Below are 23,283 nucleotides of genomic sequence, written 5' to 3'. Positions count from 1 at the left end.
ACATCTTCTCCATCATCCGGGAGATCAACCGCCAGGGCGTGACGGTACTGCTGATCGAGCAGAACGCCAACATGGCCTTGAAGATCGCGGACCTGGCCTATGTGCTGGAGACGGGGAACATCACCATGTCCGGCACCGGCGCGGAGCTGCTGGCCAATGAGAAGATCAAAGAGGCGTATCTCGGCAAGCACAGATAAGGGGATAGTTGTCAGATGGCAACGGGTGCTAGCGGATGTGATGTGTATGCAATTTTTCTGAATTGGACAAGTAAATCCGGACAGCAAAGAGCCGAGGCGGAGAGTTTTCTTCGCCTTGGCTCTTTACTGCAAGGTGTCATCAGTCCTGTGGCTATCTGTTAGTAAGACATACAAAAGGTTTTTGGGCTTGCAGGCTGCAAGCCCATCCGATTCAGGATGAGGGATTTGAAGCAGTGACGCTGCGAAAGATCGCCGACGTGACAGCATCCTTTTGTTTCCTATGTGGGTGGCCGTAAAGTATGGAGACTTACATTTCTATTTGATGTTACTAAGATTTAATTTAGAAATATAATTGCCGGGTAAAGCACGCCAGCCAGGCGTGCTTTATTCGTTTTCAGGCCTATGTTGAAGGTATCTCTGGATCTTCAAGAATTTAGATGATATCAGCAGCACCGACTTTGCTTGCATCGCATTGAAAGCCACTCTTCCCGGTCTGGTGCGCGCCTCTGTATTTGCACAAGAAAGACAGTAAGCGTCACAGCAATGAGAACCCAGGGGACCATTGGCATATAGAGGGAACCATGCTCTGCCTGTTTCGCATACTGACTAAATATTTATAGAGTCAATATCGCAGGTTCTGCATTTTTCACTTATTTCAGAAAGCAGAAGAATCTGTCCGATTGCGTGAGCTAGAAGCCCACCCAATGCAGGCCAATATTATAGAACCGGCAAGAGATATGGATTTACGCCTGCGTACCATCAATAGTATACACAACAGGATTCCTATCAGGCGCTTCACACCCAGCTGGGGGCCCGCTCTTTCTAATGAATACACCGAACCGCTCTCCGGTCTTGCCTTGCTCCCGATACAGCAGAAGCGCTCGTTCTATCATCTCAAAGACCTGCTCCTTGGTGTAGATTTCATCAATCACGGTACCAAGGCGCTGACGCTTACCCCAAATACCACCGACCATAATTTTATATCCTGCTTTTGCTTCTGTCACACAATCAAAATTACAGGCATCCACACACTTACCGCAGTTGTTGCAGGTATCCCAATCGATTTGCATGATGCCATCCTCGTCCAGATGGGCATTTTTCATGGGGCAGACCTCTACGACGGAGCACTTCTTGCAGCCATTGCAGTCATCGGGATTATAGGCAGGTACCCGCTGGCCCATAATGCCGAAATCATTCAAACCTGGCTTAATACAGTTGTTTGGGCAGCCGCCGATGCCGATTTTGAACTTGTGGGGAAGTTTGACATCATACCAGCCCTTGTAGAATGTTTCGTGCAGTTCACGCGCTAGTTCTTGAGTGTCGATCAGGCCATGGATACACACAGTGCCTTTGCAGGCCACGATGGGACGGACGCGGGAACCCGTGCCGCCAGTATAAAGACCGGCTTGGGCGATGAATGTATTGAATGGTTCGATGTTGTCGTAGGTCAGACCTTGAACTTCCAGAGTCAGACGAGTCGTGAGGGCAATTTTCCCATTACCGAATTTTTGAGCAGCTTCCTTTTTCCGGTAGAACACACCAACAGAAGCTTCTCAATGCCCAGGGAGCTGTTAATGGATCAAATGCGTACAGCGGGACTCGGGGAACGGCTTCGTCTTTTGAATAGAATCTTTGCAACCAAGGAATATGAGGCTTTTGCCGCTGTGGCAGAAGCAATGGGTTGCCCTAGCCATTCGCATGAAGCGGCTTCATCTGCTGGACAGAGATGACTTGAAGGACCCGTATGCGCTCGTTCGTATCGATTGTGATGAAGAATGAATATTTGAGCAAGGAGGATATTGGAAGATGCCGCGATACAATATCCGGGAGGATAATCCCGTCAAATACACTCAGGTAAAGGCGGAGCAGGAAAGACTTCGGGCAGGCGTTTCCCGATGATAACCAGCTGCGTCATTGGCTGGTACGGGTGACGGTGAATGCCTGCAAGGATGCCCTGCGGTCGCCCTGGAGACGGCGGATGGTGCCTCTGGACGACTGCCGGGAGCCGGTGTTCAATACGCCGGAGCACCAGAATCTCTATGCAGAGGTCATGGCCCTGCCGGCCAAGTACCGCTTGCCGCTGTATCTCTATTATTATGAAGGGTACACAGCGGCGGAGGTGGGGGAGCTGCTGGGCCTGGGGCCCTCCACCGTTCGGACCCGGCTTGCCCGGGCCAGAGAGAAACTGAAAGCACAGCTGAGGGAGGAGTGAGCCATGCAGAACATCTATCGGGAGACATTTGAGCAGATCCATGCCTCCGAGCAGCTGCGAAAGGAGGTAGCCAATGTGCCGAAACAGGAGAAGGCAGCGTTTAGACACCATATTTCCAAGGCAGGGCTGATTGCCGCAGCGTTGGCGCTGGCGCTGGCGGGCACGGTCCTGGCAGTGGCCAGTCCCACCCTCTGGTGGTGGTTTGAGCAGAAGTGGGAGGAGGAGACCGGCAGCTCGATGACGGAATCCCAATCCCTGGTGATCGACGGCCTGACCCGAAAAGTGGGGGAGAGCGTTACCAGCGGGGACGTGACCGTCACTGTGGACAGTATCACCGTGGGCAGCAGTCAGATCTGGGCATTGCTGGACGTGACGGGCTGGGACTTTGACCGAGATGCCCAGTATTCCTTTGACAGGATGCGTGCGGAGATCGTCCCTGACCCCAGTGGGGGCCAGCATGGTGGGGCTGGGTACGGCCTGGACAGTATCGGGATCACCCGGGAGGGCGCAGCCCGGATGCTGCTGGAGTTCTCCGCCACCATCTCCACTGGTAACCAGCTGAACAGAGGAGATTACGCGCTGGAGATCGATCTGAACGACCTGATCCGCCGCCGTACCGGCGGGGCAGAGGATGAGGCCTTGTGTGAAGGAGAGTGGTCTTTCTCGATTCCTTTGGCGGCAGAGAGCCTGTCTCCTACCATCACCATCGACAGAGTTCAAGTGCTGTCGAATCACATGGTCTGGGATCAGGCTACCGGCAAAGATGGCGGCGCCTTAGAGGGTACAGGGGGAAAATCTCACCCGGCTGTTGCAACGCTAACGAACCTCCAAATTACCGCAACAGGTGCCTCCTTCTACTGCGACGGACTGATGGACCGGCTCCACGCAACCGTGATCCTGGCCGACGGGACCGAAGTAGAGAACCGTGGCGGCGGTGGAAGCAGAATGGAGGACGGCGGATGGTATGTCAGCTTTGACTGGCCGGTGCCGCTGGATGTGACGGATATCGTTGCTATCCGCTTTGGCGATGCAGAAATTCCGTTGAATTAAGTGAGACTTGCAAAGAGCGCCCCGCCAAAAGCAGGCGGGGCGTTTTTGTCACTTTCACGTTTCTATCCAGTCCCTCTGCCGCCAGACGGCAAACTCCCGCCGGACCAGCAGCAAGCTCAGGAGGAAGGTCAGCATGTCGGAAATGGGGGCGGCCAGCAGGGCACCATCCAGGCCGAACCGGCCGGACAGCAGAATAGCCAGGGGAATCAGAAACACGCCCTGCCGGGCCAGGGGAATGGCAAGGGAGGGTACCGGCCGGCCGATCCCTTGAAAGAAAGAGGCGGTGGCCAGATGCAGGCCGTACAGGAAGAAGGCGGCCATATACAGCCGGAAGCAGTGCTGGGCACAGTCCAGGTAGAGGGGGCTGTCAGAGACGAACAGCATCCCGATCTGCCGGGGAAACAGCTGGAACACGAGGAACCACACCCCCGAAATTACCAGGGCGATGGCGGCGGCCGTGCGGAAGGTCTGCCGCACCCGAAGAAAATGCTTCGCCCCGAAGTTGTAACCGTTGATAGGCTGTACGGCGGAGGAGACGCCCACAAACATGGAGTGGGCAATCTGATAGACCTTCATCATCATTCCGTAGACAGAGAGAGCGATGTCGCTGCCGTACACGCTGGCCGCTCCGTGAACCCGCAGCAGGTTGTTCAGGGTGATCTGTACCAGGGCAGTGAGGATCTGGGTCAGCAGGCTGGGAACCCCCAGGGCCAGAATCCGCCCGGTGAGCCTAATGGTGGGGCGCAGCGCCTGGCGCCGGAGCCGGACTGTGTGCAGCCGGGGCAGGTAGGCCAGAAACAGCACCCCGGCCGCCACCTGGCCGATGACTGTGGCAATGCCGGCCCCCACCACGCCCATGCCCAGAGGGAAGATGAAGACGGGGTCTAGAATCAGGTTGAGGACGGCACCGGTAATCATGCAGCCCATGCTGTACCGGGGGTGGCCGTCCGCCCGAATGATGGCGGTGAAGGCCGGGCAGATCAGCTGGAAGGGCAGGCCCCAGGCAATGGTCCGGAGATAGGCTGCAGCCTCCGGCCAGGCAGTGTCCGTAGCGCCGAAGAGCCGGGCAATCTGGGGGGCGAAGCACCAGCTGACGATGGCCGCACAGAGACCGCTGGCGGCAATCAGGGTGGCGGCGTGACCGATGGTGTCATCCGCCTCTTGCTGCTGGCGGCGGCCGAGGCACAGGCTGATGTTGGCGGCGCTGCCGTCTCCCAGCAGCAGGGCCACGGCATTCACCAGAATGACCACCGGGAACGCCACGTTGATGGCCGCCATGGCGGTGATCCCCACGCCCTGGCCCACAAAGATCTGGTCCACGATGTTGTAGAGGCAGTTGACCATCAGCGTCAGGGCCGTGGGGATGGCGTAGCGGACGATCAGCTTTTGAACCGGCTCGGTTTCCAGCGGGCTGCGGGACTCCTGATCGGCCGTCATACGGATCCCTCCTCCGGCGGGCGCACCGCCCGCCGTGATAAAAAGTCCCAGCGGCAGAGCACCGCCCTGCCCACTGGGTAAGCATCAATTTTTTTCAGCATAACATGGGCGGCGGTAAAAGTCAACGCACTGGACAGCGGTCTGTTCACAGAATGTTTTCAAAGAAGCCGCCGGATGCCGGCAACCTTTTGGCGGCCGGACCTATCTATATGGATGTACAGGCGGTGCGGACAGGCGTGCCTGTCCGCAGTGGCTCCGCTGTACAAAATCACAAGGAAAAGGATGGAACATACATGAGAGGATTGCTCACAGGAATCCTGGCGGCGCTGATACTGCTGACGCTGGCGGCCTGCGGCTCTGAAAAGACGGACGCCGGCAACGACGGGAAGGAAGAGGACAGCGCAACGGTCAATGGTGTGGTGAACTGTATGGGGGATTTCCTGGTTCTGCTTACTGACGATGGGACTTATCAGGTTTTCGACTTTGGCGAGGATGTGGATCAGGGGCGTCTTGAAGAGGGGGACAGCGTCACAGTTACCTATACCGGAGAGCTTGGGAGCGAGGATCCGGTGCCTGTGGCGGTTTCTGTGGAGAAGACAGATGCGGTATAAGGAACGCTTTCCATAAAGCAGCGGCCCGCAAACTGCGGGCCGCTGCTTTTTATCAGGGCAGAGAGACCTGGGCAATCAGGTCCCGCACAACAGCACTGCCTAGCAGCAGACCGGCTGTGGCGGGAACCCAGGGATTGCTGGCGGGCACACTGCGGCGGCCGGGGGGCGGCGCCTCCGGCTGGGCGGGAGAGACGGGCTTCTCCGGGCTGAACACCACCTTCAGATGGTGAATGCCTCTGGTCCGGAGTTCCTTGCGCATCACCCGGGCCAGGGGGCAGCCATAGGTCTTGGAGATGTCCGTTACCTGGAGGAGGGTGGGATCCAGCTTGTTGCCTGTGCCCAGGGCCGCGATCAGGGGGATGTTCAGCTTCAGGGCAGTCTCTGCCAGATCCAGCTTGCAGGACACCAGATCGATGGCGTCCACGATGTAATCGTACCGGCAGCCCTCCGGGAAGAAGCAGTCCCGATGAGCGGCGTCATAGAGACCGTGGACAGGATGGAGCTCTGCATCCGGATTGATGTCCCGCAGACGGGCGGCCACCGCCTCCGCCTTGGGCTGACCCAGGGTGGAGTGGAGGGCCTCCAGCTGGCGGTTCAGGTTGGTGAGGGCAATGGTGTCGCTGTCCACCAGGGTCAGCTCGCCGACTCCGGACCGGGCCAAGCATTCGGCGGCGTAGCTGCCCACGCCGCCCAGCCCCAGCAGCAGCACGTGGGCCCGAGCAAGCCGGGCCTGGGCCTCCGGGCCCCACAGCATCTCGTTGCGGAGAAAGGGATGTTCCATAACGGACCTCCTTGTTGCAAACAGGTGGAAAACGTCCGGCTTTGAAATTTCAAAGCCGGACGTCTTGTGTTGTGAATGGGAATCAACCCACAAAGCTCATGCCGAAGGAGGACTGCTCCGCAGTATAGCCCTCGGTCTTCTCCTCGTAGAACGTATCCACGGCGTCATTGACCAGATCTGCGGACACCTGGATCTCCCAGTAGGGCTGGTCATAGCCCACGAAGTACATGACGTGGTAGCCGGTGCTCTCGTTGTGAATGATGCCGGTGTCGCCGGTCTGGCGGGCGGGATCGAAGCACCAGTCGTTGAACTCCGTCACCATCTGGCCCTGATAGACCTGCTCATACAGGCCGCCGGTGGTGTTGGACCCGGGATCCTGGGAGTACTCATTGGCCAGCGCGGCAAAGGAGTCCTCGGTGGCGTCGCCGGCCTTCCACTCGTCCAGGATGTCCTGGGCCTTCTGCGCGGCCTCGGCGTCCTTGGCGGCCACATCGTCCTCATAGCCCTCGTCATCCTCGGAGAGCTCGGAGGCCTCCGGCTGGATCAGGATGTGGCGCACGTTCACCGTGTTGTATTCGTTGCGGGAGCGGCCGTTAAAGACCACCACATAGTAGTTGCTGCTGTCGCTGTCCTCCAGCACGGCGGAGTCGCCGGCCTGCCGGGCATCGTCATACAGCCATTCACCCAGAACAGAGGAGCTGTACGAGAAGCTGTCAGAAGAGGCATAGGTGGCGGTGGACTCATACTCTGCGGCTGCATCCTCCAGAGAGGTGCCCGCCTTGTAGGCGGCGTAGATGGCATCTGCGGTGGTCTTGGCAGCGGCCATGGCCTCCGCCTTCATCTCGTCGGTGACCTCGATGGAGTTGCCCTCTTCATCTGTATCAGCTGCGGCGCCGTTGACGCGGACATACGCACAGTCCACCAGATCGTAGGCGGTCCGGTCCTCCTGATAGGCGGCCTCCAGCTCGTCGGTGGAGTAGGTCAGACTGTCCTGATAGGACTGGAGATAGGCGGTGGCCAGCAGGCTGCGCCGGGTCTGCTCCTCATAGATGCTGCGGGTCATGGTGCTGCCGTAGATGAGACCCAGATACTGCTTTTCCGTATAGCCGTACGTGCTGGCAGCGGAGGCAAGGGACTCCATGGTGTCGTCCAGGTCGGCCTGCATCTCGTCGTTCCAGGTGAAGCCCTCGGCCGCTGCAGCGGCATTCATGGCCTGGACGCCGGCCAACTGCTCCAGGGCCTTGTCCGCGAAGTAGTCGTACCAAGTCTCGCCCTCGGTGGCGTCGGTGACGAACATGACGGCGCTGGAGGAGATGGTCTGGTCCTTCAAGGACGTGCCGGTGTCCAGCCCGATCATGCTCAGAATGCTGTAATTGCCGTTGACAAAGTTCTGATAGTAGTTCTCAAAATAGAAGTTGACCTCAGCGGCGGTGTACTTCTCACCGTTGACGGTGGCCGCCGTAGCCGTCTTGGGAATGATGTTGGACTTCCAGATGACGGCGGCAATGGCGATTACCAGGAATACCACTCCGATGGTGCCATACAGAAGGTTGGTGCTGTGCTCCTTCTGGCGTTGCTTGGCCTCCCGGGCGGTCTTGGGATCGTTCCAGCCGGAGCCGGACAGGTCCTGGCGGGTCTTTTTTTCTCTTGATGCGCTCATGTGTGTTTCAGTCCTCTCAAGTATTCAGGTGCAAGGTTTGCAAGAAACCGGAAATTACGCACTTTGATATTATACTGGATATGGCCGGATTCTGCAAGAGAAATTTGCGGAATCCCCGCCGCGATCCGGCAGGATCGGCAAAAACAGGGGATTTTTTGGCTGATCCGCAAAAAAAAGCGGAGCGGCCAGACCGCCCCTTCAGAAAACGTGCCCCGCGAGAGCCGTGTAGGCCCGTTATAACCTGCACCTTCACGGCCAGGTGGGTTGCCTCCAACGCGCTTTACCACTTCCAACTTCCAGCCGCAGACAGCAGCCGGGAGGCCTGCGAACCACGCGCTGATCCGGCATCCCGTATAACGAAATGTGGGTTAAAAAAAGACCTATCACAAACCCCGCAGGGCACATATTCACCGTATCACATCCCGGCCCGGGATGCAAGAGGAAACCAGCGGACCCGGAGAGAAATTTTTGTATGGAGTGTCAGGACTCTCCGTCCTCGTCGAACAGGGACTCCATGAACAGGTCATAGACCGCGTCCAGTTCCTCGTCGGAATCCAGCGTGGACAGCAGATCCTCCCCGTCCTCGTGGAGGACCTTCAGGATCACCAGTCCATTGTCCGGATCGTCCTCATCCTCTCCCTCTGTCTCCGCAGGGAAGAAAGCCTGGTACTGCTGGCCGTTGTATTCCAGCGCGTCCACAAACTCCAGCACGATCTCGCGGCCGTCCTCGTCTGTGACTGTGATGAAAGTGGGGCCGTACTCATCCGCCATGGGGCGTCCTCCTTCTGTCTGTATTCTAGGGGTATTGTAACTGACTTTCCAGAAGATTGCAAGGGGGTGAACTTTTGGAAATGTGGGAAACTGGGGCGCTGGGGATGGATTTATCCTGCCCAAAAGCAGAAAAACCATGCGGATAAGAAACTTTTTTTCGGTAAAATACGACATTTTCGATATTGACATGGGATGGTACAATAGAACATATTATGGAGGACTCTGAGCCTCTGCGGCCGCAGACAGGCGGCGCGGCAGACTGCTTTTGCAGAAAATTCAAATTCAAAAGAAGGAGGTGCTCTGCATTGGAACGCAGAAGACGGGAGGGATCCCATGAGATGATCCCCCGCCGGGAACCCAGACAGCAGAAAAGCACCAAACGAACGGGACACAAGGTCGTCTTCATCCTGGGGACGGTCCTGCTGGTGGGCATCTGCACAGTGGCGATGCTTGCCGGGCTTTTTATGATGTACGTCCGGACCACGCTGGCCCCTACGCTGGAGGTCAACGCCGACGACTACACCATGAATCTCAGCTCCATCATCTATTACCAGGACAGGGACACCGGAGATTGGGTGGAATACCAGACTGTCTACGGCACGGAAAACCGCATCTGGGTGGACTATGAACAGATCCCGGACGCGCTGTGGCAGGCGGCCGTGGCCATTGAGGACCACCGATTCTTTGAGCACAACGGCGTGGACTGGACCCGAACCGCCTCCGCCACGCTGAACTTCTTCACCGGCAGCCGGGCCACCTTCGGCGGCTCCACCCTGACGCAGCAGGTGCTGAAGAACATGACCGGCGACGACGGCAACACCATCAACCGCAAGGTGCGGGAGATTTTCCGGGCCCTGGAGTTCGAGAAGAACTACACCAAGCAGGAGATCCTGGAGATGTACCTGAACACCATCTATCTGGGACAGGGCTGCTACGGCGTCCAGACCGCGTCGGAGTTCTACTTCGGCAAGGATGTGTCGGAGCTGGATCCGGCGGAATGCGCCTGCCTCATCGCCATCACCAACAACCCCTCCCTGTATGGTCCTATGTCCACCATCACCATCACCCGGGAGGACGGCAGCACCGTCACGCCCCGGGAGCTGAACAAGGAGCGCCAGGAGATGATCCTGACCCGGATGGCCGGCGGCAATGACGATGTGGGCGTCACCGGGCTCACCTATCTGACAGAGGAGGAGGCCGAGGCCGCCAAGGCGGAGGAGCTGCATTTCACGGACGGCACCACTTCCGCTCAGGACATTGTCACGGAGGCTACCGGCGGCGCCAATGTCAACTCCTGGTTCGTGGACCAGGTGCTGCGGGATGTCTCCGCGGATCTGGCGGACCTGTACGGCATCACCGAAAAAGAGGCCCTGAACCGGATCTACAACAGCGGCTACAACATCTACACCACGCTGGACCCGAAGATTCAGGAGATTGCGGAGTCTGTCTACGAGGACCGGGGGAGTCTGAACAACCTCACCTCTGCCAGCGGACAGCTGATCCACTCCGGCATTACCATTATCGAGCCCTCCACCGGCAACATCGTGGCCATGGTGGGCGATATGGGACCCAAGTCCGGAAACCTGCTGTGGAACTATGCAACGGATATCCAGCAGCCGGGTTCCTCCATCAAGCCGCTGACGGCTTATGCCCCGGCGCTGGATGCGGGGGCAGTCTCTCCGGCAACCACCTTTGACAACTACCCGGTCCGCCTGCTGAATGGGAATCCATGGCCCAAGAACTCGCCCAACACCTACACGGGCTGGACATCCGTGCGCAACGGTGTCAAGGCATCCATCAACACCATCGCGGTGCAGACACTGGAAAAGGTTGGGGTCACGGCGGCCTACCAATTCGCCACCGAAAATCTGGGGCTGAGTCTGGCACCGGAGGATATGAACGTCAGCCCGCTGGGGCTGGGCGGCCTGACTTACGGCCTCAGCACGGTGGAGATGGCGGCGGCCTACGCTGCTTTCGCCAACAGCGGTGTGTACAATGAGCCCAAGACCTACGTAAAGGTTCTGGCCAACGACAACTCCACCGTGGTGCTGGAAAAGGAGACGGAGCAGCGGGTGGCCATGAAGGAGACCACCGCCTATCTGATGACGGACATGCTGCGCCGGGCGGTGAATGAGTCCGGCGGCACCGGCGGCGGCGCTCGATTCAGCGGGATGCACATTGCAGGAAAAACCGGCACCACCAACGACAACTATGACCGTTATTTCACAGGCTACACGCCGTATTACTGCGCGGCGGTCTGGGTGGGCTACAAGAACAACGAGCGGATCAGCTACTCCGTGAACCCGGCGGCCTCCCTGTGGCGGCAGGTGATGGAGAAGGTCCATGCGGATCTGCCGGACAAGTCCTTCAACCGTCCCAGTAGCGGCCTGACAACGGTCAGTGTCTGCGCGGACAGCGGCATGCTGGCGACGGATGCCTGCCGCGCCGATTCCAGAGGGGACCGGACGGTATCCTATGAGGTGGCTGTGGGCACGGAGCCCACGACGGAGTGCACGCTCCACAAGATGGTGGACATCTGCACCGAGGGTAACTGCTTGGCCGGTGAGTTCTGCCCGGCGGAGTCCATCGTGCAGAAGGGCTATCTGGACTATGTGCGGGAGGATTACGGCGAGAGCATCACTGCCTCCGACGACGCCTATCTCATCAGCACCCTGGAAAAGGCGGTGGCCCCCACGGAGACCAGCCCCGGCGGATGTCCCGTCCACACGTCGGCTGCAGTTACGGACCCCGATGACCCGAATGGGGGGCTGGATCCCAGCGATCCCAACTGGCAGCCGCCTGATCCCAACGACCCTGATGTGCCCATAGATCCGGATACGCCGACAGAGGACCCCTCCGGCGGCGATTCCGGCGGCGGAGACCAGCCTACGGAGCCGGATCCCAACGATCCCAGCGGCGGCTTTGGAGACGCCGGCGGCGATTGGTGGAGCGGTTTCTGGGGAGACAACACAGGAACATGAGAAAGCGGCCCGGCGATTGCCGGGCCGCTTCACTGTGTCCAGTGGGAAGTTACAGGTTCTTCTCGTAGGACTCGATCATCTTCTTGACCATCTGGCCGCCGACGGAGCCGGCCTCACGAGAGGACAGGTCACCGTTGTAGCCTTCCTTCAGGTTGACGCCCACCTCGGCGGCAGCCTCCATCTTGAACTTATCCATAGCCGCACGGGCCTCGGGAACGTTGATCTTATTGCTATTCTTGCTAGACATAATTGAATCTCCTTTTCATCATACATTTGTTGCGTGTGGGTTACTGGGTATCGCGAGCATAGTTTGACTCCGGGACGGGAGAATATGCGGTTTTTCTGGCGGAAAAATTTGTTGGCAGGGACGTCTTGGAGAAAAATGTCATAGATTTGTTACCCATCGGAAAGGCGGATTATGATATAATCTCAAAAAAACAAAGGGAGGCACTGGCGATGGAGGGCATCTGCGGGCGAATGTGCGACGCATGTACCTGGAAAGAGCAGCTGGACTGTCCCGGCTGTCAGGATGGGCCGGGGCGCCGGTTTTCCGGCGGCTGTCCCATTGCGGACTGCTGCCGGGAGAAGGGGCATACGGCATGTGTGACCTGCACCTTTTCTACCGGCTGTGCCCTGCGGCGAAGAGATATGCCCCAGAACCGGCTGTGGGCCGTGGAGGCAGAGCGGGAGCGCCGGGCGCGGCTGGACCGGAATGCCCCTGTGCTGGCCAAGTGGCTGTGGCTGCTGTTCTGGCTGGTGATTCCCAGTGTTTTCAGCAACATTCTGACCATGGATACTGTGGCGGGAGCGTTTCCAACTGCCGGAGTCGTTGGAAATGTGCTGGCATTTCTGATTTCCCTGGCCTATGGTGTCCTTTTGTGGCAGCTGCGGGAGGCGGCAGGCAGGTACCGCACGGCGGCCCTGTGCTATTTGGCTGGCGGCATCATCAGCGGTGTGCTGCTGCTTCCGGCAATTCCGGAGGGGAACTGGCTGTGGTGGCTGCTCTCCCTGCCGGTCATGGTGCTGGAGCTCTGTGCCGCATATCAGGAGTTTTATGCCCATGCAGAGGTTTTGGAAGAGCTTGACCCGGAGCTGGCGGGGAAGTGGCGGCTGCTTTGGAAATGGTGGATCGGCCTGCTGCTGGGGTTGTTTGGATGTATCTTCCTGGCATTGATTTCGGCAATTCTGGGTCTTCTGGCGATGCTGGCGGACGCCATCGGCCTGTTGGTGGTGGGGATCGTGAAGCTGGTCTATCTCTACCGGACAGCAAAGCGGTTCCGGGAATATCAGCCGGCGGCACTGCAGAAGGAGGTTCTATGAGATTATTGTTCAGACAGCGGCTGTTCTCCTGGTTTGACAGCTATGACATCTACGACGAGGCGGGGAACACCGTCTACACTGTGGAGGGAAAGCTGGCCTGGGGACACTGCCTCCACATTTTGAATGCGGCGGGAGACCACATCGGCACGGTGCGGGAGCAGGTGCTGACATTTCTGCCCAAATTTGAATTGTACGTCCAGGATCAGTATGTGGGCTGCATCCAAAAGGAATTCACATTTTTCACGCCGAAATTTGACATCGACTGCAACGGCTGGCGTGTGGAGGGCGACTTCCTGGAGTGGGATTACCGGGTGACGGAGGCCTGCGGGGCGCAGGTGGCGTCCATCCACAAGGAGCTGCTCCACTGGACGGACACTTACGTGATCGACGTGGCGGACCCGGGCAGCGCGCTGTGCGTACTGATGCTGGTGCTAGCCATCGACGCGGAGAAGTGCTCCCGGAACTGAGCGCCGCCCAAGAATGAATGTAAAGCACGCCGCCCTTTCGGGCGGCGTGCTTTACAGACTGCGGATTTGGTTTTGGATGAGGGAACCCACCGTGTCGGCGAACTGGTCCAGGGAACGGATGCGGGCGAAGTTCCGGCCATAGACGGTGTGGGCGGCGGGCAGGTCGTCGTCATTCCCGGTGAAAACGCACATGACGTTGATGCCCTTGTAGGTCAGGGACCGGATCTCCATGGCGGTGTTCTGGATGCCGTTGTCCGCGGCGTATTCCACAAAGCTTCCGCTGTGGTTCATCTGGATCACGTCGTTGGGTTTCACGTCGGAGAGGAGGATTACCAGCTTGTGTTCGCTGGGGGAGTCTTCCAGTCCCTTGGCCAAGGCCCGGATGGCCAGGCCGTCCCGGTTGCAGCCGGTGGTGAAGTAATTGAAGATGCGGTCGTTTTTGCCCGTCTCATAGTAGTCCCGATAGCGGGTCACCACGGTGTATCCGCTGAGGGAGCAGAAGGAGGATACTCGCACCGGAATGTGGCAGCGGGTAAGGCTTTCGGCAATCATATAGCCTTGGGCGGCCACCACCGCCTGCCGGTCGATCTGGGAGCTGGAGGCATCCAGAAGAATGTCCACCGACAGGTCGCCGGGATCCGACTGGAGAATACGGGTGAACACCTTGTCGTCGTCCAGGTACACGCCCCGCCAGATGCGGCCGGCATCCAGCGCGCCGGAGGCGGCACGGACAGGGGTGGGCTGGAGATAAGCCAGCATGGCGTTGCGGATGCGGGCGGTGAGGCGGCGGATGCTGGTGCGGTGGCGGGTGGCGTCGGCTTCGTAGGCGGCCCGGTTCAGCTCCATCTGTCGCAGGGCGTTGCGCCGCTGGGCGGCCACATAGCCCTTGAGCTTTTCATGAGTGTCGTCTCCGGTGGCGTAGTACAGGTGGCAGCCCTGGTGCTCGTCCACGCAGAGCTCCCGCTCCAGGCTCTCCAGCTGCGACTGGTCGTATAAGGGGGCGCCGAAGTAGCCCCGCATGTATTTTCGCAGGGCGGCCTCCGTCTGGGCCAGGTTGTAGTCCGTCAGGCGGCGCTGGACCGGCTCTGCGTTGGCTCCGCCGCCCTGGCCCTTCACCAGATGCTCCCCGAACCCGTGGCCAAAGGCCCGCACGGCGGGCAGCAGGTCCGCCTCGGACCGGCGGCGGAAGGCGAAGAGGGGGCGGCGCCGTTTCCGCTCCTCCGACTCCTGGGCCTGGGTCTCGCCGGGGGTGAAATGGAAATAGGTGTGGAGGAATGCCAGGGCCCGCTCCGCAATGGCAGGGCCGTCCAGGTCTCCGGGGAACTCCAGGGCATCCAGCATTTCCCGGTCCCTGGGCAGCAGGGGCGGTTCGCTCTGCCCCAGGGCCCTGCAGAAGTGGGCGTTTTCCAGCGTGGCCAGCAGGTCGCCGGGATCTGCCCGCTGGTCCAGAGCCACGGCCCGGCGGGCATAGCTCCGCCGCAGGGAGGGCAGCGCCGGCCGGCGGGGAGCCTCCCGCTGGTAGACGGCGTTTTCCAGCCCCAGCCACAGCAGCTGCTCAAAGAGCTGTTCCTTGGAGCAGCCGTGGAGGGATTCAAACAGCCCTTCTATGGTCTCTGCTCCGTAATTCTTCCGCACGGCGCCGATGATGCTGTTCCAATACAGGTCTGCACGGCCATCCTCGTCGTATGCCTTGAAGTCTGGCTCAAAGGAGTAATCCGCAGCGGCGTTCCAGATCAGGTTCCGGGCCCGCCGCTTCTCACTGTCCAGGATCTCCATCAGTCAAACACATCCTCACGGCGGAGCGTCTCCGGCAGGCGGGTGCGGATCACGTCCCGCACCAGCTGCCGCTCAAAGTCATCAAAGGACTTGTTGACAAGGCCCAGATCCAGCGCCCGGTTGCCCTCCAGCCCGGTGCGCATCAGTCGCACGGCGGCCAGCAGGCCCCGCAGGTCCAGAGGCTTGGTAGAAAGCTCTCCGCCGTCGCATTTCTTCTGGATGTCCTGGAACAATCCGGCGAACTGCTCGGCATACACGCCTTTCAGAGAGGGGAACTCCCGCTTCAGGAGCTTGATGAGCCCCTCGGTGGTGATGGCGGGCATGTCGATCACCACGAACCGGGAGGCCAGAGCCTCATTCAGCTCCCGGGTGCCGGCGTAGCCGTAGTTCATGGTGGCGATGAAGCGGGTGGCGTCGTGAAGGGGAATGCGTTCATAGCCAGGCATGTCGATGGAGCGGCGGAAGTCCAGCGTGGCGTGGAGCACCGCCAAAGACTCGTTCTTGGCCATGTTGATCTCATCCAACACGCCGAAGCCGCCGGTCTCCGCACACTGGTAGATGGGGCCCTTCCGCAGCTGTACGGCGCCGTTTTCAAAGGTGTCCGTGCCCAGCAGGGTGGCGGCGTCTGTGTTGATGTAGAAGGACACGTTCCAGCTGGGGCGGCCGAACACGGTGGCCAGGTTTTCCGCCAGCACATTCTTGCCAGTGGCCTTGGGGCCTACCAGCAACAGGTTCTCTCCGCAGAGGATGGCGGTGATGGCCTCCTCCCAGATGTCCTTTCCATAATAGAGATACCGGGGATCGGGGACCCGGCGCCGCAGGGTCTCGTCCTCCTCCGGATAGGCGTCCCGAAATTTTTCGATCTCCGCAGTGATGTCGGCGCTGACGCCTTCATCCCGCAGAAATTCCAGCATATCCAACATAGTGTGAACCTCCCGTGTTTTCTGACTCTATCATAGCATGATTCCTGAAAATGGCAAGAGAAAAAGGCGCGCCCGACATTCACCGGGCGCGCTGAAAGGATCAATCTGTATTCTCCAGGGGAAAAGTCACTTGCCAGAGGCCCTCCGTCAGGGTGGCGGCGGTATAGAAGTTGCCGTGGAGGGTGCATCCTGCCAGCTCCTCCGGCGGGACGGCAAAGAGAAAGTCCATATAATCCGTCCGGCCGCCAGCCGTCTCACCTGTAAAATAAGAGATACCGGTACAATGGAATTCCCTGCCGTCGGCATCTTCCATCCACAAAAACGCGTGGTTGTCCGTCCTGGAGGCGTCTCCCCGGCACAGCTGGATGTGGAAGAGGCCGTCTGCGTAACCGGCGGCTGTGATGGGCAGGCCCTCCGCGGGCTCCGCCAGGACTTCACCGGGTTGCAGCATTACGGAAGCCAGATCGCCGCTTCCACCGGTGGCAGAGTAATAGGTCACCTCCGGCTCCCTCACCCCTGCGGCAGGGGGATCAGCCCCCCAGGTGAGGGCGGTCTCCGCCTCTTGGGCATAGTTCGTCAGCTTCAGGTCCACCGTCACGCCCTCCATCGCCTTCTTGCCTGTCAGCAGCTGCCGGACGGAGAAGGTCATCTTGCCGCCGGTGGGAATGGGGGAGCCGTCCATGGTTTTCACAGTGCAGAGAAAAGTGACTGTCCCGGTGGCCTCGTCCCAGGCCACCCGCTCACAGCGGCCGGTCTGGTCAAAGGGCAGGTGGAAGGACCAACTGTCAAACAGGTCTGTGGTGGCGTCCACAGGACCGCCGGAGAGGACGATGTACGCCTGGGCAGTGTCTCCCTCCACCCGGACGGCCGCTACCTCCATGGTGATGCCGCTGTCCGTGCAGGCTTCCTGTATCGGCTGGAAGAACTGGGCTACGGCGGGGGCAATCCGGTATAAAACCGCATATCCCGTCTCCGACCGGACCGCCAGGGCTGGGGTAGCCAGCAGCACTGCCGCCACGGCAGCGGCCGCCGCCAGCCGGCGCAGGGGGAGGCGGTGTCGGTCAGGGTGGGAGAGAGTCTTGCGGATCAGGTCCGGCGACGGGCCGACAGGCTCGTTCATCCGGCGGTAGGTTTTGGAAAAGTTCATATATCCTCCTTCAGCAATGTCCGCAGCTTCTGCCGGGCCCGGGTCAGCTGTGCCCGGACGGTGGAGGGAGACCGGCCCAGAATCCGGGCGATCTCCTCCGTCTGATAGCCCTCATAGTAGAACAGGTGGATGACGGCCCGGTATTTGCCGGGGAGATGGGCCAGAGCCTCGTCCACAGCGGATTCCACGGAGTCTTGGTAGGAATAGACATCCTCCAGCGGGAGGGTCCGCATCCGCCAGGGGGAGGCCAGCAGGCTCCTTGCGCAGTTGGCCGTCACCCGTAGGAGCCACGCACGTCGGTGTTCCTCATTCGCAAAATCCGGAGCGGACCGGTGGAGCCGGAGAAAAACCTCCTGAAACACGTCGTCGGCGTCGCTGCGGGAGCGGGTCATGGCGTAGGCCAGCCGGTAGACTGCGGAGCCGTATTGCGCCACGGCTTCGGCGGTATCGGGCATGTGATCACATCCTTCTGTAAGGAATACCCGGCAGAGGGCGGAATTGCTGCAAAGAGAAAAAACATTACATTTGTTTTGGCGGGAATGTTGCGTTTGGTTGCGGCGGTGTCAGGTGGCTGTGGTGGACTTTCCCGGCGGCGCTTGGTATGATGGGACCAGCGAAAGAGACTGGAGGAGGAAGACTCATGACCTTTGGAGAGAAGCTGACCGGGCTGCGGAAGCGGGAGGGGCTGAGCCAGGAGGCCCTGGCGGAACAGCTGGGCGTCTCCCGTCAGGCGGTGAGCCGCTGGGAACAGGGGGCGGCCCTGCCGGACGCGGCGAAACTGCTGCCCTGCGCCCGGCTGTTCAGCGTGGACGTGGAATGGCTGCTGGATGAGGAACAGGATGGGGAGGATCGGCTTTCGGCGGCGGAGTTCCTGCAGGGAACGGAAAGGCCCTCTGTTCACAGAGACTGGCCCTGGTATATCGCCGGCGGCATCGTCACCGGCGCGGGTTCTTTGGGTATGGTGACCATGGGGATTCTGAGCGCCGTCTTTCCTGTCGTGGTTTCCGAGGCTCCGGCGGGGGTGGAGTGGGTCCGCATCTACACCGGCCTGGCTGGTTTTCTGAAAGCTCACGGCGTAGAGTGGCTCTTTGCCCTTTGGGCGGCGGTGGCCCTGGCGGGGCTCTGGCTGCTGGCCCAGCCGCCTATCCGGCGACGGGAACAGACGGCCTCCCAGTTTTCCTCCTGGTACGCCGCGGGCGTGGCGGTAGGGCTGTACGGCGTCGGTCAGACCGCCTGGTATGTCCAGCTGGGCAAGCTGAGAGACCTGCCTGTGCTGGCCCTTTTCCTGGCGGCGGCGGTCTGGTGCACGGTGCGGCAGTTTTGGCGGCTGGGCGGGGAGCCGGACGAGACCCGCAGGCGGCAGGAACGGATCATTGCCCTGCTATACACCGTCGCACAGGGAGTCCTTCTCCTGCTGACGGCGGAGGCGGGCTTTGGCCTGGTGGCGCTGGTGCTCCATATTGGGGTGTATTTCATCTGCGCTGCAGCCATAACCTGGAGGCGGTCCGGCAGGGGAAAGCACTAAACACAAAAACAGGAGGCCGGTCTCCCGGCCTCCTGCCTTTGTGTCTGTTCGGTTATCCCATCAGATAGGCGTACTTGGTCAGCACCGTCCAGATGAACACCTCGATGTCGGCGGGCAGGTCGTTCTTGGCGTCCAGATCTGCCTCGAACACCTTGCTGTCCAGGCGCACCAGCACCTTCTTCCCGCCCAGAGGCAGGAAGCCCTGATTGTTTACACTCTCGTCAAAGCCCTCCCGGGTCAGGAACAGGGTGAACTTCTCCCGGTAGGGGGCGGAGTCGTAGGGGCAGAACACGGCGCAGTTGCCGCACTCGTTGCACATCCGGTCCACATGGAGGATCTGCTGGCGGCCGTCCGGCAGCTCGATGACCACATTGGCCCGGTTGGGGCACACGTCGGCGCAGACCTGGCACACCACGTTGCAGGTCAGGCACCGGTTGCCCTCGCACTTGGCGCTCTCGCAGAGGACGCCCTTCTTGGCGACGGCCTCCTCCCGGGTGGCTACGGCCTTGGCGGGGATGGCAAACTTGTGGGCCTCGCCGATGACGGCATTGGCGAAATACTGGGCGTCGGCAATGCCCTCCACCACGGTGGCGGGCCCGCGCATGGCGTCGCCGCCGGCGTAGACGCCCTCGAGATTGGTCTTGAAGGCGGGGATGCCCTTCTCGTCCACGGTGATGCCGTTCCGGGTGAAAACCTCGCTCTCAACCTTCTCGCCCACGGCGGAGACCACGGTGTCGCAGGGGATCTCCACCATTTCGCCGGTGGGGACGGGCTTGCGGCGGCCCTTGTCGTCCGGGTCGCCCAGCTTCATCTTCTCACAAATCAGCTTGCCGTCCTTCTGCTCCACAGGGGCTACCAGCTCCAGGAACTCCACGCCGTCGGCAATGGCCATCTCCAGCTCCTCCGCATCGGCGGGCATATACTTCTTCGTCCGGCGGTACACCAGGGTAGAGGATTTGGCCCCGGCCCGCAGAGCGGCCCGGGCGGCGTCCATGGCGGTGTTGCCGCCGCCCACCACGGCCACATGGCCCAGGGAGACGTCCTTACCCGCCTTCATGTCGCGCAGCCAGCCGATGACCGGCACCACGTTGCCGGGGATGTCCAGCCGTCCGGCCTTCCAGGCGCCTACGGCGAAGAAGATGTGGGTATAGCCCTGTGCCTTCAGCTCTGCCACAGAGGGGGCCTCGGTGTTCAGCTTTACCTCCACGCCCATCTTCTCCATCAGAGCCACGTCCTTGTCGATAGCCTCGTCGCTGATGCGGAAGGCGGGGATCACCTGCCGGACGATGCCGCCCAGGCGGTCCGCTTTTTCAAACAGCGTCACGGGGATGCCCGCCCGGCCCACGAAGTACGCCGCGGACATGCCGGTGGGACCGCCGCCGATGACGGCCACCTTCCGGCCGTCCGTCACCGGCGCGGGAGGCGTGATCTTGGACATGTAGGCGTCATAGCCCTTTTCGGCCGCCACCAGCTTGGTGGCGCGGATGTTCACGGGCTCGTCGTAATAATTCCGCATACACTTGGTCATGCAGTTGTGGGCGCAGATGGTGCCCGTGATGAAAGGCAGGGGGTTCTTCTCGGTGATGAGCCGCAGGGCGGAGGCGTACGCGCCCTTCCGGCACAGCTCGATATACTCCGGAATGTCCTGGTGGATGGGGCAGCCGCCCTTGCAGGGAGCGGTGAAGCAGTCCAGCAGGGGCACCTTGTCATACAGCTTGCGGCGGGGCAGGGGCTTGATGGCTTTCACATGGTACTTGTCGGACCGGGCCGCCAGAGAGAGGGCCTCGATGCCGACCACGTCCACGCCGGTGAAGGGCTTGAAGTCCAGAGCGTCCAGCTTGTCTCCGATCTGGGTGAACCGCTGGTAGCCGCCGGGCTTCAGCTCGGTGGTGGCCATGGTGATGGGCCAGATACCGCAGGCGAACAGCTTGTCGATGTTGAAGGCGTCGGCACCGCCGGCATAAGAGAGGCGCAGCTTCCCGCCAAACTCCTTGGCCATCATGGCGGCCATGGTGGTGGTCAGGGGGAAGAGGGACTTGCCCGCCATGTACATCTCCTCGCTGGGCAGTTCCCCGGCCTTCACGTCCACAGGGAAGGTGTTGGAGAGCTTCAGGCCGAATTCCAGCCCCTCCTTGTCTGCCAGGGCCTGGAGGCGGTGGAACATGGGCACCGCGTCGGCGTACTGCAGGTCCTCCTTGAAGTGGTGATCGTCGAAGGCGATATAGTCATAGCCCATGGAGTCCAGAATGGACCGGGCGGTCTCGTACCCCAGGATGGTGGGATTGCACTTGACGAAGGTGTGCAGGTGCTTCTTCTCCAGCAGGTAGCTGGCGATCCGCTCGATCTCGTCCGGCGGGCAGCCGTGGAGGGTGGACACCGTCACGGATCCGGACACATGGGGAGTGATCGTGTCGATATAATCGCTTTCTCCCGGGAAGAACTCCTTCAAAACAGCGATGCACTCCTGGAAGATGGGCGTCTTGGAGGCGTCCACCATGCCGTTCAGGAAGGTGTCGATCTTCTCACCCTGGATGCCTGCCAGGTCATAGCCCACGGACATGTTGAACACGAATCCGTTGGGATCGCCCAGACCATAGACCTTTGCCATGATCTTCAGGGCGCACCAGGCCTTCACATACTCCTCAAAGGCCTGCTGGACATACAGCTCCGTGGACCACTCGCAGTTGTAGCACTCATCCTCCGCCAGGATGCAGGGGCGGTTGATGCAGGCGGCCAGATCCGCGCCGTCCATCTTCTGGACGGTCTTCAGCTCGAAGAACCGGGCGCCGGCGAAATAGCCGGCAATGATGTTCTGGGCCAGCTGGGTGTTGGGGCCGGCGGCGGGGCCGAACGGAGTCTCGATGGTCTCCCCGAAGATGGGGAGCTTCTTCATGCCGGCCTTGTAGGGCTTGTGGACGCCGAACACGGCGCCGTCCCGGCGGTATTCGGTGGTGATCCAGGTCATCAATTCCCGAAAGGGAATGGGGGTCATTAACTCAGACATAGTTTTTCCTCCTCAGAATAACTCCTGAAATACGAATGCGCACTGCTTCCGCAGGGGCACATCGGCCGGTCATCAATACTCCTTGTGGTTCAGCCGGCCCCACAGACGCTTGCTGCTCTCCAGAATGTGGGCATTCACGGCCTCCTCGTCGATCTCCGTCAGGACCCGGTCCTTCATCAGGATTCTGCCGTTAATCATGGTGGTCTGGCACTGCCGCCCCGTCATGCCGAAGAGCATGTGTCCGTCGATGTTGGCATCAGAGAACGGTGTGAAGGGCTTGTAGTCCATGACGATCACGTCCGCCGCCGCGCCGGGCTTCAGCACGCCCAGAGTGGGGAAGCCGGTGCGCTCCGCCATCTTGGCGTTGTTGCGGAACAGCATGTCCGTCACCTCGCACCAGCCCACGTTGGGCATACAGGCGTTGTGCCGCTGGGAGCACAGGGCCACCTTGATGGACTCCAGCATGTCGTTGGTGTAGGCGTCGGTACCCAGACCGATCAGAATGCCCTTCTTGTAGAGCTGCAGCACCGGAGAGATACCCACGGCGTTGCCCATGTTGCTCTCCGGGTTGTTGACGCACATGGTGTCCGTGGCCTTGATGATATCCATTTCCGCCGTGTTCACATGGATGCAGTGGCCCAGGATGGTCTTGGGTCCCAGGATGCCGTGGTCCTGGAGCCGCTGGACGGGCCGGCGGCCGTAGTTCTGGAGGGAGTCGTACACGTCGTTCATGCCCTCGGACACGTGGATGTGATAGCCCACCCGGCCGCTGTTGGCCGCCGCCATCCGGTCAAAGGTCTTGTCGGAGATGGTGAACAGGGCATGTCCGCCGAACATGGCCTTCAGCATATCGGAGGGGTTCTGCTCGCAGTAGTCGATGAAGTCCTTGTTCTCCTGCACGGACTGAAGGGATTTCTCCTCCCCGTCCCGGTCGCTGACCTCATAGCACAGGCACGCCCGCATCCCGAATTCCCTCGTCACCTCGGCGATCCGCATCAGGGAGCCGGGGACCTCACAGAAGCTGGCGTGATGGTCGAAAATGGTGGTGACGCCCTGCTTGATGGAGTCGATCACCAGGGCCTGGGCGCTGGCCTTGGTGGCCTCCAGGTCCAGATTCCGGTCAATGTACCACCACTGGCCGTCCAGCACCTCATAGAAGCTGGTGGGGTTGTACCCATCGATGGAGAGGCCCCGGGCCAGGGCGGAGTAGATGTGGGTGTGGGCATTGATAAGGCCCGGCATGATGACGCCGCCACGAGCGTCCACAAATTCCGCCTGGGGGTACTTGGCCTTCAGATCCGCGGTGGTGCCGACCTCCACGATCTTGCCGCCATCGGTGACCACGCCGCCGTCCGGCAGGTAGCCGATGCCCTCCGGATCCCGGGTGATGACCTTGCCGTTTGCCAGTAAAATCATAAAAA

18 protein-coding genes, 1 other RNA gene and 2 pseudogenes are annotated in these 23,283 nt (G+C 60.5%); 8 read left to right on the top strand and 13 right to left on the bottom strand.

The features are described 5' to 3' along the window. Nucleotides 1-197 (top strand): annotated as a pseudogene (locus tag OCV80_RS08790) (ABC transporter ATP-binding protein); the annotation flags it as partial. Nucleotides 198-940: 743 nt separating this feature from the next. On the opposite strand, the gene OCV80_RS08785 reads toward OCV80_RS08790, so the two are convergent. After that, nucleotides 941-1,735 (bottom strand): 4Fe-4S dicluster domain-containing protein, encoded by a 795-nt coding sequence (locus OCV80_RS08785; protein WP_025544613.1) that lies wholly within the window; start codon nt 1,733-1,735, stop codon nt 941-943. 362 nt (nt 1,736-2,097) lie between these two features. Between OCV80_RS08785 and OCV80_RS08780 the strand changes: the two are divergent. Both OCV80_RS08780 and OCV80_RS08775 read left to right on the top strand, forming a co-directional pair. Further along, nucleotides 2,098-2,409, top strand: a pseudogene (locus tag OCV80_RS08780) (sigma-70 family RNA polymerase sigma factor); the annotation flags it as partial. A gap of 3 nt (nt 2,410-2,412) precedes the next feature. After that, nucleotides 2,413-3,459 carry a DUF4179 domain-containing protein gene (locus OCV80_RS08775; protein ID WP_119310849.1) on the top strand — a complete coding sequence of 349 codons (1,047 nt, stop codon included), beginning with the start codon at nt 2,413-2,415 and terminating at the stop codon, nt 3,457-3,459. 54 nt (nt 3,460-3,513) lie between these two features. Here the strand turns inward: OCV80_RS08775 and OCV80_RS08770 are convergent, their stop codons facing one another. Further along, nucleotides 3,514-4,896 (bottom strand): MATE family efflux transporter, encoded by a 1,383-nt coding sequence (locus OCV80_RS08770; protein WP_119310850.1) that lies wholly within the window; start codon nt 4,894-4,896, stop codon nt 3,514-3,516. A 293-nt stretch (nt 4,897-5,189) separates the two neighbouring features. On the opposite strand from OCV80_RS08770, the gene OCV80_RS08765 reads away from it, so the two are divergent. Further along, on the top strand, nt 5,190-5,507 hold the full coding sequence (locus OCV80_RS08765) for a hypothetical protein (RefSeq protein ID WP_119311893.1): 318 nt from the start codon (nt 5,190-5,192) through the stop codon (nt 5,505-5,507). A gap of 52 nt (nt 5,508-5,559) precedes the next feature. Here the strand turns inward: OCV80_RS08765 and OCV80_RS08760 are convergent, their stop codons facing one another. The 4 genes from OCV80_RS08760 to OCV80_RS08745 all read right to left on the bottom strand — a co-directional run bounded on the left by OCV80_RS08760 (nt 5,560) and on the right by OCV80_RS08745 (nt 8,719). Next, nucleotides 5,560-6,288 carry a tRNA threonylcarbamoyladenosine dehydratase gene (locus tag OCV80_RS08760; protein ID WP_119310851.1) on the bottom strand — a complete coding sequence of 243 codons (729 nt, stop codon included), beginning with the start codon at nt 6,286-6,288 and terminating at the stop codon, nt 5,560-5,562. A gap of 82 nt (nt 6,289-6,370) precedes the next feature. Further along, complete coding sequence (locus OCV80_RS08755; RefSeq protein ID WP_267288358.1) at nt 6,371-7,948, bottom strand: peptidylprolyl isomerase; 1,578 nt, start codon at nt 7,946-7,948, stop codon at nt 6,371-6,373. Between the two features lie 205 nt (nt 7,949-8,153). Next, nucleotides 8,154-8,352, bottom strand: a non-coding RNA gene (ssrS, locus tag OCV80_RS08750) — 6S RNA. Between the two features lie 76 nt (nt 8,353-8,428). Further along, nucleotides 8,429-8,719, bottom strand: coding sequence for a DUF1292 domain-containing protein (locus OCV80_RS08745; RefSeq protein WP_267288357.1), 291 nt, complete (start codon nt 8,717-8,719; stop codon nt 8,429-8,431). Between the two features lie 305 nt (nt 8,720-9,024). Here OCV80_RS08745 and OCV80_RS08740 point away from each other — a divergent pair, with 305 nt between their 5' ends. Next, nucleotides 9,025-11,700 (top strand): transglycosylase domain-containing protein, encoded by a 2,676-nt coding sequence (locus tag OCV80_RS08740; protein ID WP_160117411.1) that lies wholly within the window; start codon nt 9,025-9,027, stop codon nt 11,698-11,700. Nucleotides 11,701-11,749: 49 nt separating this feature from the next. Here the strand turns inward: OCV80_RS08740 and OCV80_RS08735 are convergent, their stop codons facing one another. Further along, nucleotides 11,750-11,947 (bottom strand): alpha/beta-type small acid-soluble spore protein, encoded by a 198-nt coding sequence (locus OCV80_RS08735; RefSeq protein WP_021747825.1) that lies wholly within the window; start codon nt 11,945-11,947, stop codon nt 11,750-11,752. A 209-nt stretch (nt 11,948-12,156) separates the two neighbouring features. Between OCV80_RS08735 and OCV80_RS08730 the strand changes: the two genes are divergently transcribed. Then, nucleotides 12,157-13,020, top strand: coding sequence for a DUF3795 domain-containing protein (locus OCV80_RS08730; RefSeq protein ID WP_025544600.1), 864 nt, complete (start codon nt 12,157-12,159; stop codon nt 13,018-13,020). Continuing rightward, nucleotides 13,017-13,487, top strand: coding sequence for an LURP-one-related/scramblase family protein (locus tag OCV80_RS08725; RefSeq protein WP_021747823.1), 471 nt, complete (start codon nt 13,017-13,019; stop codon nt 13,485-13,487). Before OCV80_RS08730 ends, OCV80_RS08725 begins: the two co-directional genes overlap by 4 nt. A 51-nt stretch (nt 13,488-13,538) precedes the next feature. On the opposite strand, the gene OCV80_RS08720 is transcribed toward OCV80_RS08725, so the two are convergent. The 4 genes from OCV80_RS08720 to OCV80_RS08705 form a co-directional block, all read right to left on the bottom strand. Then, nucleotides 13,539-15,263, bottom strand: a complete 1,725-nt coding sequence (locus tag OCV80_RS08720; protein WP_136891671.1) for a vWA domain-containing protein — start codon at nt 15,261-15,263, stop codon at nt 13,539-13,541. Next, entirely contained in the window at nt 15,263-16,186 is a 924-nt protein-coding gene (locus OCV80_RS08715) for an AAA family ATPase (RefSeq protein ID WP_021747821.1), read from the bottom strand. The genes OCV80_RS08720 and OCV80_RS08715 overlap by 1 nt, the downstream gene beginning before the upstream one ends. 100 nt (nt 16,187-16,286) lie before the next feature. After that, entirely contained in the window at nt 16,287-17,333 is a 1,047-nt protein-coding gene (locus OCV80_RS08710; protein WP_119310856.1) for a DUF4179 domain-containing protein, read from the bottom strand. Continuing rightward, nucleotides 17,330-17,788 carry an RNA polymerase sigma factor gene (locus tag OCV80_RS08705; RefSeq protein WP_119310857.1) on the bottom strand — a complete coding sequence of 153 codons (459 nt, stop codon included), beginning with the start codon at nt 17,786-17,788 and terminating at the stop codon, nt 17,330-17,332. The genes OCV80_RS08710 and OCV80_RS08705 overlap by 4 nt, the downstream gene beginning before the upstream one ends. Before the next feature lie 185 nt (nt 17,789-17,973). Here OCV80_RS08705 and OCV80_RS08700 point away from each other — a divergent pair, with 185 nt between their 5' ends. Further along, nucleotides 17,974-18,858, top strand: coding sequence for a helix-turn-helix domain-containing protein (locus tag OCV80_RS08700; protein ID WP_158629831.1), 885 nt, complete (start codon nt 17,974-17,976; stop codon nt 18,856-18,858). 52 nt (nt 18,859-18,910) lie between these two features. On the opposite strand, the gene ygfK is transcribed toward OCV80_RS08700, so the two are convergent. After that, nucleotides 18,911-21,862, bottom strand: coding sequence for a putative selenate reductase subunit YgfK (ygfK, locus tag OCV80_RS08695; RefSeq protein ID WP_119310859.1), 2,952 nt, complete (start codon nt 21,860-21,862; stop codon nt 18,911-18,913). Between the two features lie 72 nt (nt 21,863-21,934). Then, nucleotides 21,935-23,278 carry a putative aminohydrolase SsnA gene (gene ssnA / locus OCV80_RS08690; RefSeq protein WP_021747815.1) on the bottom strand — a complete coding sequence of 448 codons (1,344 nt, stop codon included), beginning with the start codon at nt 23,276-23,278 and terminating at the stop codon, nt 21,935-21,937. Nucleotides 23,279-23,283 lie beyond the last annotated feature (5 nt).

Origin of the sequence: Oscillibacter acetigenes, assembly GCF_025567605.1 — a bacterium.
Lineage (GTDB): Bacteria > Bacillota > Clostridia > Oscillospirales > Oscillospiraceae > Oscillibacter > Oscillibacter welbionis.
The sequence above is the reverse complement of the archived record's forward strand: the minus strand, read 5'-3'. Positions and strand labels throughout refer to the sequence as shown.